A 17,828-nucleotide genomic window follows, 5' to 3' on the forward strand; every position below is an offset into this window, starting at 1 on the left:
GTGTGAGGGTGGTCATGAATGACGGCGACGGCACGTGGTTTCGAGAACACGTTGAAGGGGCGATTCGCGAGGCGAACGATCCGAAAGCAGATGGGGTTTCCCATGCCCAGGCAAAAGCGGGCATGGCGGCGCGACGCGACGCTCGACAGCGTCGATACCGCGGTGCCGGCAGCGACCCTTCTCAATCGAACGATATAGATCGACGAGGGCCTCCGATGTGCGATCGAGCTTCTGCGCGCCGTTGTCAACGCGGCTGGACCGAGCGTACCCACTGAGTGATCTGCTGGCTGGACATGGCGCCGGTGCGGCGGCTGCTCTCGACGCCGTTGAGAAACAGAATCACGGTCGGGATCGAGCGAATCTGGTATTGCGCGGAAATGCGTTGCGCGTGATCCGTCTCGACCTTGGCGAACATCACCGAGCCCGTTAGAAGCTTGGCGGCAGCCGCGAATTGCGGCGTCATCGCGTGGCATGGCCCGCACCAGTTGGCCCAGAAGTCCACCACGACTGGCAGGTCGTTCCTGCCCACGAACGTCGCGAAATGGCGCTCGTCGAGGTTGGCAGGCTCGCCCGTCAACAACGGCGAGCCGCATGTGCCGCACAGCGGATGTTCGCCGAGGCGGTCGGCATCGAGCCGATTGATCGCGAAGCAGTGACTGCAGACGATATGCATATCGTTTTCTCCTCGTGCGCGAGTCGACGGACGATCACCGCTCGCGACGAATGCGTTCCGATCAGTGCTTCAGCTTCCTGATGCCCAGCATGTCGAGCAGCAGACGCTCATATGCCGGCTCGGTCGCGCCGGTTCTCATACGATGGAGAAAATACTTCTCGAACGCGATTTTGGCCGCGTGCACCCATTTTCCCTCGCTCGACCAGTTCAGATTGCGCGGCGGTATCTGCGGAAGTGCGACGAACGCGATCCCGCGATCGCCGAAATCCGCCAGACAGATTGCATTCCATGTCGCGCGCGCCGAGGGTTCGTGACCGTCGAGGGATGCACGGATGTTCTCCGCCGCGGCATGCACCATCGATTCGATCATGAATCCGGTTTTGGGCACGCCGGTCGGAACCGGCGTGGACTCGAGCGGTGCGATCGCGACGCACACGCCCACTGCATACACGTTCCGGTACGTCGGGTTGCGCTGGAATTCGTCGATCAGCACGAAGCCGCGCGGATTGGTCAAATCGCCGATGCCGGCCACCGCATCGACACCCTTGAAGGCAGGCAGCATCATGCAGTAGCTGAACGGCAGTTCGTGCGTGCGCCGCTCGTGCCCGAGATCGTCGAGTTCGGTGGCATACAGTGTGTTCGGCGCTACGCGAGTCGTTTTCGCGTTGCAGATCCATTTGATGTCGTGCTCACGCAATGTCGACTCGAGCATGCCTTTCGAGTCTCCGACTCCGCCAAGCCCCAGATGGCCGACGTAAGGTTCGGGGGTAATGAGCGTCATGGGCACGCGGTCGCGGATCTTGCGTCGGCGAAGATCGGTGTCCATGATCATCGCGTGCTCATAGACCGGTCCGAAGCACGACGCGCCTTGTACGGCGCCAACCAGCACGGGCCCGGGGTTCTGGACGAACGCATTCCAGGAGGTCGATGCGGCTTCCGCGTGATCGATGTGGCAGATCGATTGCGTGTTGGCCTGCGGACCGAGCCCGTCGATCTCGTCGAACGCGAGCTTGGGGCCCGTCGCGATGACCAGGTAGTCGTAGGCAACCGTTTCGCCGCTTGCCAGTTCGACTTCGTTTCGCTCCGGATGAATCCGCTTCACGCCGCCGGCGTCGAAGCCGATTCCTCGTTTTTCCAGTATTGGCCGCAGATCGACTGAGATGTCGTCGCGCTTGCGCCACCCGACCGCCACCCACGGGTTCGACGGCACGAAATGGAATCGCGCGCTGTCCGACAGCACCGTCACCGTGTCGCCTGTCCGAGCGGCCTTGCGCATCGCAAAGGACATCGACAGGCCACCGAGTCCTGCGCCTACTATCACGATTTGAGCCATGTCGTCTTCTCCTGAATCAGAATGCCTCTGAGAGCAGTTCGGATAAAAAGGGCGCGCGCCGCTGCCTGAAATCGGAATGCCGGCAATGCGGCTATTGAAGATATCCGTTGATCCGTTCCAGCAGCTTCTCGTCGAGCTCGCCGGCGGCGGCGGCGAGCCGCAACCGGTTCATCACGACCTGATAGCGGGCCGCCGCGAGATCCCGGCGTGTCGTGTACAGCGCCTGTTGCGCGTTCAGGACGTCGATCGATGGACGATCGCCTGCCTCGAATCCCGTCTGGTTCGCGTTCAGTTGCCGTTCGGCCGACCGTAGCGCCAGCGTGAGGGCGGCCACTTGCGCCAATGCGCTGCGCAGGCCGAGAAACGACTGCCGGACGTCGCGCGCAACTGCGATGCGCGCTGTTTCCTCGTCGAACCCGGCTTTGCGAAGCAATGCCGCGCTTTCGTCGCGCTTGGCATTGCGCAGGCCTCCCGTATACAGCGGAATGGTGACCATGACGCCGACAACCGCGCTGTTGCTGCGCATCGAACTGTTGCCGCCGTATCCGGCGCCGTTCGTCCGGTCGCCGATGTACGATGCAAACGCATCGACCGTCGTCCCGGCTCCGGGGCGATACTTCGATGCCTCCGCCCTTGCGCTTTCCATGCCCAGCTTGCGCAGCGCGATCAGCGGATTGCCCGTCATCGCGCGCGCCTGCCAGTCGGCGAAGTCGCCCGCATCGATGGAATCGAGCGTGGACGTTTGAGCAAGGTGGCGCAGCGCCGTGTCGGAATTGCCGGTGAGGTCGTGAAGTTCGGCTCGCTTCAGATCGAGCACGGTTTGCGCGGCGACCAACTGCGCGTTCGCGAGGTCCGCGCGCGCCTCGGCGTCGCTGACGTCGGTGATCGACGCGTCACCGGCCTCGAAGCGCGCACGTGCGATATCGCGGGCTTCGAGCGCAGCAGTCTTGGTCGAGTTCAGCGCGGCTACGTCGTCTTCCGCGAGCAGGATGGCGAAGTAGGTTTGCGCGACTTCAAGCATGACGGATTGACGCGTGCTGGCCAGTTGCGCGTCGCCGGCGTCTGCGGCCGCATTCATCTGGACGGCGACGGCGTTTCGTTCGGCGCTGAACAGGTTTTCCTTGATCGTGATGGCCCACCCGGCGCCTGTCGCGCCGGCGGCGCGCGTGTCGAAAGCGATGCCGTTGCTGGAGCCGAAGCCGCCGCCGGAGAAATGTGCGCCGGTGGTTTCCTGATCGACCGTCCCGTAACGAACGTTTCCGGTCGCCAGGATCTGGGGCAGGAAACCTGCGTGCCCCTGCCGGCGCTTGGTGGCGTCGGCCTGACGCTGGGCGAGCGCCGCCGCGTAGGCGGGATCGTGAGCAAGTGCGTCCTTCGCGGCGGCCAACAGGTCCGTTTCCGCGCGGGCAAACGGAATCCAGGCGAGCGTGAGCAGAACCAACAGGCGTGCGGCGCGCGTCATGATCGTCACCATCGTGAGCTGGCAGGTTCGCCGCCGGCGGTCAGGCGCCGCCCTTCAAGCCGAGCTTGCGCATGAAGATCTCCATCGGACACCATTGCGTGAAGCCGCTCTGCATCAGGTTCGCGCCGACGAAGACGGTCAGCCAGAGCCACCAGCTGCTCACGTACAACGGGCTGGACGGCGCGCCGATGGCCAGTGAAACGAGGATCAGCATGCCTGCGATGATTCGCGTGATCTGCCAGGATGTCATGATCGTCTCCTCAACGATGGGCAGGAAGAGGACGCCGCCGGTAGGCGGTGTAGTAGAGCAACGGGATGACGACGAGCGTGAGCAGCGTCGATACCAGGATTCCGAAAATCAGCGATACCGCCAGGCCGTTGAAGATCGGATCGTCAAGGATGAAGAACGCGCCGATCATCGCGGCGAATGCGGTGAGCAGGATGGGTTGCGCGCGCGTGGCCGCGGATCGCACGATCGCGTCCTTGAACGGGACGCCCTCGGTCACCTGAAGGTTCACGAAGTCGACGAGCAGGATGGAGTTGCGCACGATGATGCCGGCGAGCGCGATCATGCCGATCATCGACGTCGCGGTGAACTGCGCGCCGAGCAACGCGTGGCCGGGCATCACGCCGATGATCGTCAACGGGATCGGCGCCATGATGATCAACGGTGTCAGGTAGGAGCCGAATTCCGCGACGACGAGCAGATAGATCAGCACGAGCCCGACCGCATAGGCGATGCCCATGTCCCGGAAGGTTTCGTACGTCACCTGCCATTCGCCGTCCCATTTGATCGCGAACGAGCGGTACGGGTCGTCCGGCTGACGAATGAACCATTCGCCTAGCGGGCCGCCGCCGGGCGTCGCGAGCTTCGACAGGCGGCCGCGCATCTCGAACATCCCGTACAGCGGGCTGTCGATCCTGCCGGCCATGTCGCCGACGACATAGGTAACGGGCAGCAGATCCTTGTGGTAAATCGGCTGTTCGATCTGGCTGCTCCGCTCGCGCACGAGCTCCGACAGCGGAATCAACTGACCGTCGCTGCCTCGGACCGCCAGCGCCAGCAGTGCGGACGCGTCGCCTTCGAGCGAGGCCGGCAACGCGAGCCGGACGGCGGCCGGGTATTTGCTGCCGTCGTGAAGGTACGTGACGTCGTCACCGGTGAGTCCCGTCCTGAGCGTGCGGGCGACGTCGGCCTGCGAGACGCCGCGCAGGCCGGCCTTGCGGCGATCGAGATCGAAATCGCGTTGCGGGGCCGCGGCAACCGTGCTGTCGTCGACGTCCACGACGCCGCGCGTCGTCGAGAATACGCGACGAACCTCGTGTGCCACGCGGTTTCGTTCGTCCGTCCCGGTGCCGTACACCTCGGCAACGATGGGCGCGAGCACCGGCGGCCCCGGCGGCACTTCGACCACTTTCACGCGTGCGCCACTGCGTTCGGCGATGCGCTCGAGCGCCGGTCTCACGGCGGTGGCGATCGCGTGGCTTTGCCGCCGGCGCCTGGACTGGTCGACCAGGTTGACCTGGATATCGCCCACGTTGCCGCCCGCGCGCAAATAGTATTGGCGGACGAGACCATTGAAATTGATCGGGGCCGACAGGCCTGCGTACGCCTGGTAGGTGGACACTTCCGGGACGGTCGCGAGGTACGCGCCCATCTCGTGAAGAACCGCGGCGGTCCGTTCGAGCGGCGTGCCGGCCGGCATGTCGACGACGATCTGGAACTCGGACTTGTTGTCGAACGGCAGCATTTTCAGCACGACCCACTGGAGCACCGGCAACGTGAGCGACAGCGCGATCGCGCCGGCAATGGCAAGCCACAGCAGGTTGCGGTGCCTTGCGCCCGCCGCATCGTCGAGGAACGGCGCGAAGATCCTGCCGAACAGCGGTTCGAGCTTCGCGTGCAAGCCGCCTTTCGCGTCGTGCCGCGCTTGCGCCAGCCAGATGCGGGACAGCCAGGGCGTCACCACGAACGCGACCGACAGCGAGATCGCCATTCCCATGCTCGCGTTGATCGGTATCGGGCTCATGTACGGACCCATGAGCCCCGTGACGAATGCCATCGGCAGTAGCGCGGCGATCACGGTCAGTGTCGCGAGTATCGTCGGGCCACCGACTTCGTCGACCGCACGCGGGATCACCGATGCAAGCGGCGCGTCCGGTTCGAGCAGATGATGGCGGTGAATGTTCTCGACGACGACGATTGCATCGTCGACGAGGATGCCGATCGCGAGAATCAATGCAAACAGCGAGACGCGATTCAGCGTGAAGCCCCACGCCCACGATGCGAACAGCGTGGCGGTGAGCGTCAGGACGACCGCGAGACCGACCACGAGCGCCTCGCGCCAGCCGAGCGCGACGAGCACCAGCACGACGACCGATGTGGTGGCGAAGGCGAGCTTCTCGATCAGCTTCAGCGCTTTCGCGTTGGCCGTGACGCCGTAGTCGCGCGCGACTTCAATCTTCACGTCGCCCGGGATGACGGTATTGCGCAATGTGTCGACTCGCTTGAGCACGTTCCTCGCGACGGCGACCGCATTCTCGCCCGGCTTCTTTGTCACCGTGACGGAGATGGCCGGGTATTCGGCCGGATGCGCGCCGGCGAGTCCTTCCCAGACATAGCGGGTGGGCGCGGGCGCGCCGTCGCGCACGTCGGCCACGTCGCCGACGGATACGGGGTGGCCGTCATGTACGGCCACGATCACGTTGCCGACGTCGCGCGCATCGGCGAGCACCGGGCCGCTTTCGATATGGATGGCACGGTCGTCACGCACGAGATCGCCGACCGATGCCCCCGCGTTGGCGGAGGCGAGCACGCGGCGCAGATCGTCGACGGTCACCTGCGCAGCGCGCATGCGGCCGGGATCGAGCAGCACGTTGACGGCGCGTTGCGGGCCGCCCATCGTCGTGACTTCCCGCGTGCCGGGCACGCGCTCGAGGTCGGCCTCGATCGAATGACCGACGCGCTCCAGATCGAATGCATTGGCATCCGGCCGCGTGCCGTAGAGCGTGAGCACGACGATCGGCACGTCGTCGATGCCTTTCGGCTTGATCAGCGGGGGCAGCACGCCGAGATTCCGCGGCAGCCAGTCCTGATTCGAGAACACGGTGTCGTACAGTCTGACCAGCGCCTCGGTGCGCGGCACGCCGACCTTGAACTGAACCGTCAGCACCGCGAGCCCCGGCCGCGAGACCGACATGACGTGCTCGATGCCGCTGATCCGCGACAGCACCTGCTCGGCGGGCCCGGCCACCATTTGCTCGACGTCGTGCGCGCTCGCGCCCGGAAACGGCACGAGCACGTTGGCCATCGTGACGTTGATCTGCGGCTCCTCTTCGCGTGGCGTCATGACCATTGCGAACAGGCCGAGCAGGAGCGCCACCAGCGCGATCAGGGGGGTGATCCGGTTTTGCTGGAAGAAGGCGGCGATGCTGCCGGACAGTCCGAGGCGAGGCGCGCTCATTGCATGGATTCCATGTCGGTATCACTGCCGCCCGGCCGCCGCAAGCGCGTCCAGCGCGATCCGCTCGCCTGGCGACAGGCCGGCCAGGATTTCGACCCGACCGGCGAACGCCTTGCCGACGCGCACCTGTCGCAGCGTGACGTGGCCATCGTTTCCGACGACATAGACCGCGGTCACTTCGGTGCGGCGTACGACCGCGGACAGCGGAACGAGCAGGCGCCGGTGCGCGTCGCCTATCGGAAAGTACGCGCGCGCGAACATGCCGGGGCGAATGTCGCCGGCCGAGGCGGGCAGGCTCAGGCGTACCTGGGCCGCATCGCTTTGCGGATCGGTGAGCGGCAGAACGGTGACGGTCGTTGCGGTCTGCCATTGCGTCGCGGCGGGCAGGTCCGGCAGTTCGATCCGGACGGGGGCGCGCTCGCGCAGCGCCGGCAGGCGCGATTGCGGTACGGTCGCCACGGCTCGCAGCGCGGCGGGGTCGAATAGCGTGAGCAGCGGCATGCCCGGCATCGCCATCGATCCGATTTCGACATTGACGCTGGCGATCACGGCCGGATAGGGCGCGCTGATCTTGCGCAGTGTCGGTTCGACCGCGGCCGCGCGGGCATCGGCCTGCCGAGCGTTTGCGATTGCCGCTGCTGCCTTGTAGCGCGCGCTCGCGCGATCGAGCGCGGCCTGGCTGACGTATTGTCGGTCGAACAGGTACTTCGTTCGTTCCATCTCGCGTTGTGCGACATGGGCTTCTGCCAGTGCGGCGCTGACTTGGGCACGAACCGCGGCGAGTTGTTGATCCGTGGCGCGCTGGTCGACGGTGACGAGAATTTGTCCGGTGTTGACGTGATCGCCCGCCTTGACCTGAATCGCGGTGACGCGACCGGCGACCTGCGCGGCGACGGTCGTTTGCCTGGCCGATTCGACGACAGCTTCGGAAACGAACTCATCGAATTGCGTCGTCGGCGTGACGACGAGCGTGGCGAGCGACTGTGCATGAGCCCATTGCAACGGCAGCGCGATTGCGCAGGCGAACACGATCGTTCGTCCGCCGGTTCGCATGTTGACGCGCGAGACGGCGCGCGCCGCATGGGCAAGCACCATTGCGATGGTCCAGCGCCGTACCTGCATAGGGAGCCTCGGCAAACGCGTTCGTCTCGGTGAGCGGCTGTTTCGGGCATTGCGGGTGAAACCCGTCGCCGATGCCTGCCGGAGATCCGGTCGTGCACGGCCGCCGGGCTGCGGGGGCGTTCCGGTCCCCGCCAATCACCCGGTCCATGTCCTGGAATTAATAGTGGATCGGACCGGCAATGGGCGCTTGACGCAGATCAACGGCCGATTCGCGGCAGTTTATTCGCGCGAAACGCGCTACGGCGCTGCGCACGAACGCGTGCATTCGAGCCGGATTCGCCGGTGGGGACGCCGCCGCGCAAACGAGCGACCACGTCGACTGTCCGGTGTCGCCCGGCGCCGGCGTCGTTAGTGAAGCTGCTTTGCAGGGCCGAAGTGGTGAAGCATCGACAAGGTCTTCATGATTTGTCTGATCTCATCGTCGGCAAGGCGATAGTAGACGTATTTCCCGTCGCGGCGCGCCGAAACGATCGATTCTGCGCGCAGCACGCCGAGATGCTGGGAAAGACTGGGCTGATGAACGCCGACTCGATGCTCGAGCTCTTGCACGTTGCGCTCGCCTTCGGCGAGCTGGCACAACAGCAGCAGGCGGTCGCGATGTGCGAGCGCCTTGAGCAGCGACGCAACCTGCGCTGCGGAATCGCGCAGCATGGCGAGCGCCTGGGGCGGGAGTGATACGGTCATGGGCTCCATCCTTGCTGGCGCGACGGCTGCCGCTCGATCGCCGCTCGCCCGCGCGACTGAATATCCGCTCGCCGTCGCAGAATCGAACCAATTCCGTCGCGGATGCAGGGCACGCCGTTTTTCATCACACGAGTCGGCCCGGACGGCGGTTCGCGCGCGATCGTCGCCAAGGGCAGCATCGCAGGCGAGGCCAGTGCGAGACGGACAAGTCGACGAGCCCCGCCCATATCTGTCACGCATCGATTCCGCGGCACCCGCGCGACGGGGCTGCGGCGCCCGTCGACGGGAGCGATCGGGGCCGCTCGTTTCAAGGAAATCCGGGGATGGTCGGGTCGACGCCCTCCACACTGGCGTGCGGATGGTGCCCCTTGATCAGGTTGTCGATTTCCTCGACGCGATCCCGCGGCATGTCGACCATCATCAGAATCTCGCCGCGCTCGATCGCCGACTTGAACCGCTCCAGACGCGAGCTCGGGACGCTGACACCGATCATCGATCCCATCCACGCGCCGAATCCCGCGCCAGCCAGCGTCAATGCGACGACCGCGCCACCGGCAATCGTCAGCCCGGCGGTCGGAGAGGCGATGGCGGCCAGTCCCGCCAGCGCGCCGGTGATGCCGCCGGCTGCCGCGCCGCGGGCAAGCGCTTGGCGCAGATCGCTGCTTTGCGCGATCGATGCTTCAGGGAGATCCTCGAGCGGAACCTTGTCGCTTGCGAGCACATGAATGTGGCGCCACCCGATACGTTTGAGAAGCAGTTCGTCGACGATCGATCTGGCCGTCTGCGTGTCGGGCAACATAACGTAGATCCGTCTCATGATGATCCTCTTCGGAGTCGGCGCCCGATGCATCGTTCGATACAGCGCGTCCATTCGTGCCGGAGCGCCGCAAGGGCTGCGCCCGTTCGATTCGACTCTAGGTACGCGCGGCTGGGCGCCATTTGATCTCCGACAAGAATCACGTTCAGCGTTGCTCCGGCTTCCGTGACGCGGCGTTCGTTTGTCCCGGCGACTGCAGGCCCGGCGCGCGAGCGCCGGCGAACGAAATTCTCGTGGAGTTGGCCGTTGACGCAGATCAATCGACAAGCCGGGTGAATCGCTAATGTGATCTGCACGCGCGAGCTTTCGTATCGAGTGCGCAATGGAAACCGTCCTTTCCATTCAGGCAGTCAGCAAGATCTATCCGATGGGAAGCGTCAGCGTCCATGCGCTGAAGGACGTCACGCTCGGACTCGAGGCTGGCGAGTTCGTGGTGCTGCTCGGCGCATCGGGTAGCGGAAAATCGACACTGCTCAACCTGATGGGCGGGCTCGACACGCCCACGAGCGGCATCATCGATTACCGCGACCATCGTCTCTCCACCGCGACCGAGCGCGAACTGACCCGGTTCAGGCGCGAGCACGTCGGTTTCGTGTTCCAGTTCTACAACCTCATACCCGGCTTGACCGCTCGCGAGAACGTCGCGCTCGTGACCGATATCGCAGAGCATCCGCTCGATCCCGATGACGCGTTGCGCATGGTCGGCATCGACTCGTTGGCCGGGCACTTTCCTTCGCAAATGTCGGGCGGCGAGCAGCAACGTGTGGCGATCGCCCGAGCCGTTGCCAAGCGGCCGGACGTCCTGCTGTGCGACGAGCCGACGGGCGCGCTGGATTTTCGCACCGGGCGGCTCGTGCTCGACGTGCTGGAGCGGGTCAACCGGGAGTTCGGCACGCTGACCATAGTCGTGACCCACAACGCCGTCATCGCGGAGATGGCGAACCGGGTCGTGCGCATGAGTAGCGGCACGATCGTCGAAGAACACCGCAATGCGCGACGTTCGGATGCTCGGGAACTCACATGGTGAGCGCCCTAATACGCCTGTCGTGGCGCGATCTCTGGCGCATGCGCGCTCAGGCGATTGCGGCGGTGCTGGTCGTTGCCTGCGGCGTGGCCTCGTTCGTCGCGATGCGCAGCACGTACCTGGTCCTGCTGCGGGCGCAGCAGGACTACTATACGTCGCACCGGTTCGCCGACCTTTTCGTGCATCTGAAACGCGCGCCGCTTGCGGTCGCGACGCGCATAGCGGCATTGCCAGGCGTCGCCGCCGTCGACGCGCGCGTGGTGGCCGATGTCACGCTCGACGTGCCGGGGCTCGCCGAACCCGCCACCGGCCATGTCGTCTCGGTTCCCGAACGGGGCGGGCCGTCGCTCGATCTGCTGCATCTTCAGCGCGGCCGGTACGTCGCGCCAGGCCGTGACGATGAAGTGCTGGTCAGCGCCGCGTTCGCCGAGGCGAACCACCTGCGCACGGGGCAGCGCATCGGCGCCGTGCTGAACGGACGCTGGAAGCGCCTTCAGATCGTCGGCATCGCCATTTCACCGGAATACGTGTACGAAACCGGAGCCGGCTCCATCTTCCCGGACAATCGCCACTATGGCGTGCTCTGGATGGGCACCGAAGCCGTATCGGCCGCCTTCCGCATGGACGGTGCGTTCAACGACCTGGTGCTTTCGCTCGATGGCGGTGCGATCGTGCCGCGCGTTGTCGCGCAGGTCGATCGCGAACTGGCTTCCTACGGCGGGCTCGGCACGATCACGCGAGAAGATCAGGTGTCGAACCGGTTCATCTCGGACGAAATCGCGCAGAACCGCATCACGGCCACCTATGTTCCGGCGATCTTCTTCTGTGTGACCATGTTTCTGCTTCAGAACGTCCTGAACCGGCTGGTCGATACCCAGCGCATGCAGATCGGTCTGATGAAAGCGTTCGGATACGGAAACGCCAGGGTCGCCCTGCATTATCTTCAGTTCGCGTGCCTGATTGCGGCGGCGGGGGCCGCCATTGGCTATGCCGCCGGTCTGGCGCTGGGCTCGTCGCTGACCGCGTTGTACGCGCGGTACTACCGATTCGCTCGCCTTGAATACCATGTCGACGCGCATGTCGCGATTCTCGCTGCCATCGTGAGCTTCGCCACCGCGCTGGCCGGGACGGCCGCCGGCGTGACGAAGGCCGCCGGGCTGATGCCCGTGGAGGCGATGCGAGCCCCGCTGCCGCCCGAATTCGCGACCGGGTGGCTTGAACGGTTCGGCCTGTACCGGCATCTCGGCGTAACGTGGCGGATGATCGCCCGCAACATCACGCGGCAACCGCTCAAATCGCTGCTGTCGTGCATTGCGATGGCCTGCGCGAGTGCGATCCTCGTGACGGGCGGCTTCTTCTTCGACGCGATCGATTATCTGTTCGACGTTCAGTTTCAGCGCGTCGAACGGCAGGACTTGACGGTGGCATTCGCGCAGCCGTTGTCCCATCGAGCCATCTATGCGCTCCAGAACCTGCCGGGCGTGCTGCGCGTCGAGCCGTTTCGCGATGTGCCCATCCGGATCTCCGCCGGTTATCGATCGCGCCGGGTGTCGCTGAGCGGGATCGCGCCGCCGGCGCAGATGCATCGCCTGGTCGACGAACGGGGCCTGCCGTTTCGGGTGCCGCCGGACGGCATCGTGATTTCGTCGCAACTCGCCGACACCCTTGGCGTGCACGCGGGCGACCAGGTCACCGTGGAGGTGTTGGAAGGCAAGCGCCAGTCGCGGCAGGTCACGCTCGCGGGCCGCGTCGGGGAACTGGTCGGCGTTCGCGCCTACATGGACCAGCAGGCGCTCGCGCGCCTTCTCGGAGAAGGCGGCAACTGGTCCGGTGCGTGGCTGCAGATCGACGCTCGCGCGGCCGGCCGTCTGTACGCCACGCTCAAGCGCATGCCCGCCGTCAATGCAGTGGCCGTCCGACAGTCGGTGATAGACAGCTTTCGCAAGATCATGAATGAAAGCGTCCGGCTTTCGACGTCCATCAATTTCACGTTCGCTTGCGTCATTGCCTTCGGTGTCGCGTTCAACGGGATGCGTATCGCCTATTCCGAGCGCTTGCAGCAGTTGGCGTCACTGCGCGTGCTCGGATTCACGCGCATGGAGGTTGCATGGATTCTGCTCGGTGAGCAGTTTCTTCTCGCCGCGCTTGCGACTCCGGCCGGCCTGTTACTGGGCTACGGCGTATGCGCGTTCCTGGCGGATCGGCTTGCAACGGATCTGTATCGCCTGCCTCTCGTGGTGCAGCCGGCTACATTCGCGCAGGCATTCCTGGTGACCGCGAGCACGGTGGCGGGATCGGGTTTGCTGGTGGCGCGGAAGATCGGAAGTCTCGACATCGTCGCCGTGCTCAAGGCGAGGGAATCATGACGCGCGCCGGCAAGGGCCAGCTTTTGTTCTTCGTGTCCGGCGCGCTCGCGGTCGCGCTCGCGCTCGGCTATGCGTTTTGGCCGGCACCGATAGTTGTCGATACTGCGAAGGTGACGACGGGCCCGCTGCGGGTCACGATCGACGAGGATGGCGAGATTCGTGCGCATGATCGCTACGTGGTCACGGCGCCGATCACGGGCCGCTTGCTGCGCGTGATGCTGCGTGAAGGAGACCGGGTGCGAGCCGGAGAGGTGATCGCGGTGCTCGTGCCCGTGCCGATGACGCCCGGTGAAAACGCGCAACAGCGTGCACGCGTGGAGGCCGCGGAGGCGTCGCTGCGCGAGGCGCAGGCGCGTGTCGCGCATACCCGCGCCGATCTCGCGCAGGCGCGCCGGGAACGTGAGCGAGGCCAGACACTGGTCGATGCAGGCGCCATCTCCAGGCAAAGCATGGAGCAGTTGCGCGCCATCGAGGCGACGGGCAGAAACGATCTCGATGCGGCGTCGGCACGCGAGAAGTCCGCAGCCGCCGAAGTTCGGGCTGCCACGGCGAATCTCGAGGCACTCGAGGCAGGGCTGCCCGTCAAGGTTCGTTCCCCGGTCGACGCGGTGCTGCTGCGTGTGGACGAAAAGAGCGAGCGTGTCGTACCCGCGGGCACCGCGATCATGCTGCTGGCCGATCCTTCGCGTTACGAAGTCGTCATCGACGTCCTATCGACCGACGCGGTCAAGATCAGCCCGGGCATGCGCGTCTCCGTGGAGGATTGGGGCGGCACCGCGCCCATCGACGCAAGGGTGCGTGTCGTCGAGCCGGGCGCGTTCACGAAGATATCGGCGCTCGGCGTGGAAGAACAGCGCGTGCATGTGGTTGCCGACCTGAGCGCGCCGCCCGGACGTCTGAGCGACGGTTATCGCGTGCAGGGCAGAATCGTCATATGGGAGCGAATGGATGTGCTGAGCGTGCCGGTAGGCGCGCTGTTCCGGTGTGCGGAGCAATGGTGCGTGTTCGAGGTCGATCACGGGCGGGCGATCCGGCTGTCGTTCAGATCGGACAGCGCAATGCCGAGGCGGCTCAAGTGCTGGATGGCCTGCAGAACGGAAAAACCGTTGTCGTGTACCCGCCGACCACGCTTGCGGAAAACACGCCGGTTCGGTTGCGCCAGACGGAGTAGCCCGTTCGGTCTTCGCGGCGTTGCGAACATGCGCGTGCGAACCGGCTGGCGCATCGGAACGAAATGCCCGGTTCGCCTGACGGCTGCCGGCGGTTCTCTCGCAAGGGCGAGAGGCACGAGTCCGCTGCGCTGCCGAATGGCACACGAAGGCGCACGAGGGCGCATTCGCGCTACGGGCAGCAGCACGGAAGCGAACGCGAGGTACCGCTTCGACGAGTCAGAACTGCTGGTCGTAGTTGAGACGGACGTGCTCCGGATGTGCGATGCCGTCTCTCGTAATCATGAGATCAATGTGATAGACGCCTTTCCAACGCGCGTCGAACACATTTCCGTACGTGACCGCATTGCCGTCCCGCGCCGGGGCGAGTTGTATCCGTGTCGACGTCGCGTGTAAGGCGCTGGCTTCGCTTCGCGGTCCCCGAACAACGGCAACGACGTGTGCATTTTCAATGCGCTTTCCGGTCGACCTGTCGAACAGGGCGACCGTGAGCCGGTACAGGTTCACATTGCGCGATGCCTCGTCGGAACTGCCGCCCGGCGCGACGGTGCTGCCTGCCGGAACCACGCCGTAGTGGACGGCGAGATCGCGTGTCGTCACGCTGCGCGTCAGATCGTTCGCACAAGCGGTCGATACCTCGCCGACCAGTAATGCCAGCCAGGCGAGCAGCACAAGGAAAATTCGCGAGCGCATCGGGGCCTCCTCGGCGGTGGATGTACCGTGTCGACAATGCTGGAGCAGATTGACCGGCATATTGTTGATGCTGACGTGGAGCGAGAATGCGGGCTTGATGCAGATCAATCGCCGCGAGGCGCCCTCGCCGTGGCTGACGTGCCGACAGCGCGCCGCGATAGCGACGCGACCGGGCTGGCCGTCGGGAATCTTGAGCCGGCCCGGTCGATACGCCGCAGCGGGCGCTCGGCTTGTTGCCAACGACGTATCGCTCGCGCGGCATCATTTGGCGGATGCGCCCGTTCTTCCCCAGTGCACGGGCAGTCGGACGACATCCACATGCCCCGGGAGATTGCCGGCCACGTCGCTTTCCATGTATGAGAAATACAGGACGACGAGACGCCGGATATCGAAAATCCGGACCACATGCACCGATCGAAATACAGGATCGACCGATTCGTCGAACACCTGAGCCTGACGCGGCAAGCGGGCGGTAGCCGCGAGCGTTCCGGTCTGGTGGCAGGACACCGACGCTTCGGCGCCATGTCCGTCGCGGAAGGAGGGCCGTTCGTCGCTCGTGTGCGGCTCCGAAACGAAGCACGTCACGCCCTTGAGCAGCGGGTCGTCGTACGCGGAAATTCCGATATGGGTCCCGTAGCGCTGAGAGTGCGGTGAAATGCGCGCCAGCTCTTCTGCATCAACTGCGGATGCGAAGAAGATCGCAAGCGCGACGGAAGCAATCCACGTACTGGTTCGCAGCGTGATCATCGCCCGCATCCTCGACTAGTCGGCAAATCTGTCTCGGCCGATCTTTCGCGCAACGAGACTGATTGACGTTCAGACTAGGTTTGTGCGGGTATCGAACGCTTGACTTGCGTCAAGGTGGAGCGAGCAGGTGGCGGGATGCTTGCTGCAAGGGCGGCGGAAGCCGTGCACGGCGCCTGCGTGACCGTTCGGCGTGCCGCACGTCGGGCCGAAGCGGACGCCAAGACGTCACGCGTGCGAATGGAGACGAGCATGACGACCGGAATCCTCGGCGCGCGATGCGCGTCAGGGCGCTTCTCGACCGTGGCGGCGGTCAGCTATGCCGATACCGCGTTGACGCCGATCGAGCGCGACGGGGTGACATATGTGGCGGGCGGCATCGGTTCGGACGAAGCCGCCGTGTTTAGCGAGCAAGCCTCTCGCTATAACCTGCACATGACTTTCGTGTCGAAGACGGGCAAGCACTTGTCCGTCTTCGACGCCGTGATTCAGGAAGGCCCGCGGCAGGTTCTCGCGGCGCAGGCGACGGGCCCGTTCCTGTATGTGCGTCTTCCCGCAGGATGCCACACGGCATCGGCGCGCGATCGTCATGGTCGCGAGACGAAGCAGGTGCGGATCGATTCGCATCGAGGCGCCGAGCTCCGGTTCTACTGGGAAGATCCGGATCGACACGATGTCAGGCATCTGTGCACGGGGGGCGCAAGGTCGAGGCGGCAATCTGCGCGATGGCGCCGGTCAGTGCCGACGGGCGATCGCCTCGGCCGTTACGGTTTCGATGATTATGCAGGTTTGCCCCTACCGCCGGCTTCGCGCCGGCATTTCGGATGTTCGAGTCGATCGGGGGCGGCGTGCGGCATCGCGCTCGCGACAGGGCGTCAACGCGTTAAGAATCCGGTAAGGAATCCGCACGAAGATGAACGCATCTCTCAGGAGCATCACGATGCGGCTATCTGATTCGGTTCGCATGCCTTGCCGGTCATGGCGGGGGGCTGCGATGTGCGTGGCCGCCACCGCCGGCGTACCTGCCGAACGCCGGCCCGGTTGCCGGCGGACGCCATGCCGTCGCGCGGTCAACGTTCTTCACCTCCCGACATGGGCGCGGCTGGCGCTGTGCGACCTGTCATCGCAGCACGCCGGCCGGTGCGGGCGGGCACGTCGTTACCGGCAAGGCCATCGAGCCGATCGCGCCCGCTTTCAACCCGGCCCGGTTCACGGACGGCGCCTGAACGGAAAAATGGTTTCGCCGAAATTGCAGGGGCGTCGTCGGGTGTGAATGCAAAGGAGACTTCGATGAACAATTCGTCTGCATCCCCGGCAGAAGGTCAAGCGGATCAATCACGTCCCGCCCGGATACTGGTCTGGGATGCTCCGATTCGCGTGTTCCACTGGCTGATGGTCGTTTCCTTCGTCGGCGCGTGGCTTACCGCGGAGAGCGAGCGCTGGCGGTTGATGCACGTCGCGTTCGGATACACGATGCTGGGACTCGTGCTGTTCCGCGTCGTGTGGGGCGTGGTCGGCACGCGTCATGCGCGATTCTCTTCGTTCGTGCGCCCGCCGGCAACCGTTATCCGGTACCTGGCGAGCCTCGCGCAAGGCCGGCCTGAACATTACGCGGGCCACAATCCGGCCGGAGCCGTTGCGATCGTTGTCATGCTGGCGATGACGATCATCACCGGGGCGACCGGATGGACGGCCTATACGGGATATGGCGAATCGTTCGGCGATTTCCATGAGGGCGCGGCGAACGCCATGCTGGCGCTCGTCGCGGTGCACGTGGCCGCCGTATTGATCAGCAGCGTCGCTCATCGCGAGAATCTGGCTGGTGCGATGGTGACCGGCTACCGGCGCGGCATGCCGATCGACGGCATTCGGCGCGCGTGGTGGGGCGTTGCCGCGGTCATGACGGCCGCGGCGATCGGCTGGTGGTGGACACAATGGCGTGCCGCACCGCAGCACACGCCGACGGATCGGCCGGTCGCGACGCAAAACGACCGCCACGAAAGCCGGGTGGGCCGGGATGACGACTGACGGCCGCGTGCGGAGTGCTTGGTCGTGCGCATCCTGCTTGTGGAGGACGATGTCCCGCTCGGCGACGGCATTCGTGCCGGAATGCGCCAGCAAGGCTTCCAGGTCGACTGGGTACGCGATGGCGACTCGGGCCCTGCACGAGCTGCGCGCGCATGGTCACGCCGCGACGGTCCTCGATCTCGGTTTGCCGCGCGTGGAAGGCATGGATGTTCTGCAACGCATTCGCAGACCATCATGCGCATGACTGAT

Annotated in this window: 15 protein-coding genes and 1 pseudogene; 7 read left to right on the top strand and 9 right to left on the bottom strand. The window is 65.2% G+C overall.

What is annotated here, in order from left to right:
* Positions 1-244 precede the first annotated feature (244 nt).
* The 8 genes from trxC to BTH_RS00310 all read right to left on the bottom strand — a co-directional run bounded on the left by trxC (position 245) and on the right by BTH_RS00310 (position 9,555).
* A complete protein-coding gene (gene trxC, locus BTH_RS00275) occupies positions 245-673 on the bottom strand; it encodes a thioredoxin TrxC (RefSeq protein ID WP_009894601.1) in 429 nt (142 codons plus the stop codon).
* Positions 674-734: 61 nt separating this feature from the next.
* Positions 735-2,006, bottom strand: a complete 1,272-nt coding sequence (locus BTH_RS00280; RefSeq protein WP_011400768.1) for an NAD(P)/FAD-dependent oxidoreductase — start codon at positions 2,004-2,006, stop codon at positions 735-737.
* 91 nt (positions 2,007-2,097) lie between these two features.
* Positions 2,098-3,480, bottom strand: coding sequence for a TolC family protein (locus BTH_RS00285; RefSeq protein WP_009894605.1), 1,383 nt, complete (start codon positions 3,478-3,480; stop codon positions 2,098-2,100).
* Between the two features lie 28 nt (positions 3,481-3,508).
* Positions 3,509-3,718, bottom strand: coding sequence for a YgaP family membrane protein (locus BTH_RS00290; RefSeq protein ID WP_009894607.1), 210 nt, complete (start codon positions 3,716-3,718; stop codon positions 3,509-3,511).
* Between the two features lie 10 nt (positions 3,719-3,728).
* Positions 3,729-6,932: an efflux RND transporter permease subunit gene (locus tag BTH_RS00295; protein WP_009894609.1), complete on the bottom strand. Its 3,204-nt coding sequence runs from the start codon at positions 6,930-6,932 to the stop codon at positions 3,729-3,731.
* Positions 6,933-6,953: 21 nt separating this feature from the next.
* Entirely contained in the window at positions 6,954-8,027 is a 1,074-nt protein-coding gene (locus tag BTH_RS00300) for an efflux RND transporter periplasmic adaptor subunit (protein WP_009894611.1), read from the bottom strand.
* 375 nt (positions 8,028-8,402) lie between these two features.
* Positions 8,403-8,738 (bottom strand): ArsR/SmtB family transcription factor, encoded by a 336-nt coding sequence (locus BTH_RS00305; protein WP_043037697.1) that lies wholly within the window; start codon positions 8,736-8,738, stop codon positions 8,403-8,405.
* A gap of 307 nt (positions 8,739-9,045) precedes the next feature.
* Positions 9,046-9,555, bottom strand: a complete 510-nt coding sequence (locus BTH_RS00310) for a hypothetical protein (protein WP_025370040.1) — start codon at positions 9,553-9,555, stop codon at positions 9,046-9,048.
* Between the two features lie 322 nt (positions 9,556-9,877).
* On the opposite strand from BTH_RS00310, the gene BTH_RS00315 reads away from it, so the two are divergent.
* From BTH_RS00315 to BTH_RS00325, 3 genes are read left to right on the top strand one after another with little or no spacing between them, the layout of a single operon-like run.
* Positions 9,878-10,582: an ABC transporter ATP-binding protein gene (locus tag BTH_RS00315; RefSeq protein WP_009894617.1), complete on the top strand. Its 705-nt coding sequence runs from the start codon at positions 9,878-9,880 to the stop codon at positions 10,580-10,582.
* Positions 10,576-12,945: an ABC transporter permease gene (locus BTH_RS00320; protein ID WP_009907062.1), complete on the top strand. Its 2,370-nt coding sequence runs from the start codon at positions 10,576-10,578 to the stop codon at positions 12,943-12,945. The genes BTH_RS00315 and BTH_RS00320 overlap by 7 nt, the downstream gene beginning before the upstream one ends.
* A complete protein-coding gene (locus BTH_RS00325; protein ID WP_009894621.1) occupies positions 12,942-14,510 on the top strand; it encodes an efflux RND transporter periplasmic adaptor subunit in 1,569 nt (522 codons plus the stop codon). The genes BTH_RS00320 and BTH_RS00325 overlap by 4 nt, the downstream gene beginning before the upstream one ends.
* Before the next feature lie 558 nt (positions 14,511-15,068).
* Here the strand turns inward: BTH_RS00325 and BTH_RS00330 are convergent.
* The gene (locus BTH_RS00330; protein WP_009894623.1) at positions 15,069-15,563 is read right to left on the bottom strand and encodes a CreA family protein; all 495 of its coding nucleotides are present in this window, start codon (positions 15,561-15,563) and stop codon (positions 15,069-15,071) included.
* A 240-nt stretch (positions 15,564-15,803) separates the two neighbouring features.
* Here BTH_RS00330 and BTH_RS00335 point away from each other — a divergent pair, with 240 nt between their 5' ends.
* The 4 genes and pseudogenes from BTH_RS00335 to BTH_RS34840 all read left to right on the top strand — a co-directional run.
* Positions 15,804-16,505, top strand: a complete 702-nt coding sequence (locus BTH_RS00335) for a hypothetical protein (RefSeq protein WP_223297140.1) — start codon at positions 15,804-15,806, stop codon at positions 16,503-16,505.
* Positions 16,506-16,573: 68 nt separating this feature from the next.
* Entirely contained in the window at positions 16,574-16,777 is a 204-nt protein-coding gene (locus tag BTH_RS34835) for a DUF1924 domain-containing protein (RefSeq protein ID WP_373366135.1), read from the top strand.
* Positions 16,778-16,841: 64 nt separating this feature from the next.
* Positions 16,842-17,579, top strand: coding sequence for a cytochrome b/b6 domain-containing protein (locus BTH_RS00340; RefSeq protein WP_025370041.1), 738 nt, complete (start codon positions 16,842-16,844; stop codon positions 17,577-17,579).
* A 24-nt stretch (positions 17,580-17,603) separates the two neighbouring features.
* A pseudogene (locus tag BTH_RS34840) lies at positions 17,604-17,808 on the top strand (response regulator); the annotation flags it as partial.
* Positions 17,809-17,828 lie beyond the last annotated feature (20 nt).

The sequence above is a fragment of the Burkholderia thailandensis E264 genome, from assembly GCF_000012365.1.
GTDB lineage: Bacteria > Pseudomonadota > Gammaproteobacteria > Burkholderiales > Burkholderiaceae > Burkholderia > Burkholderia thailandensis.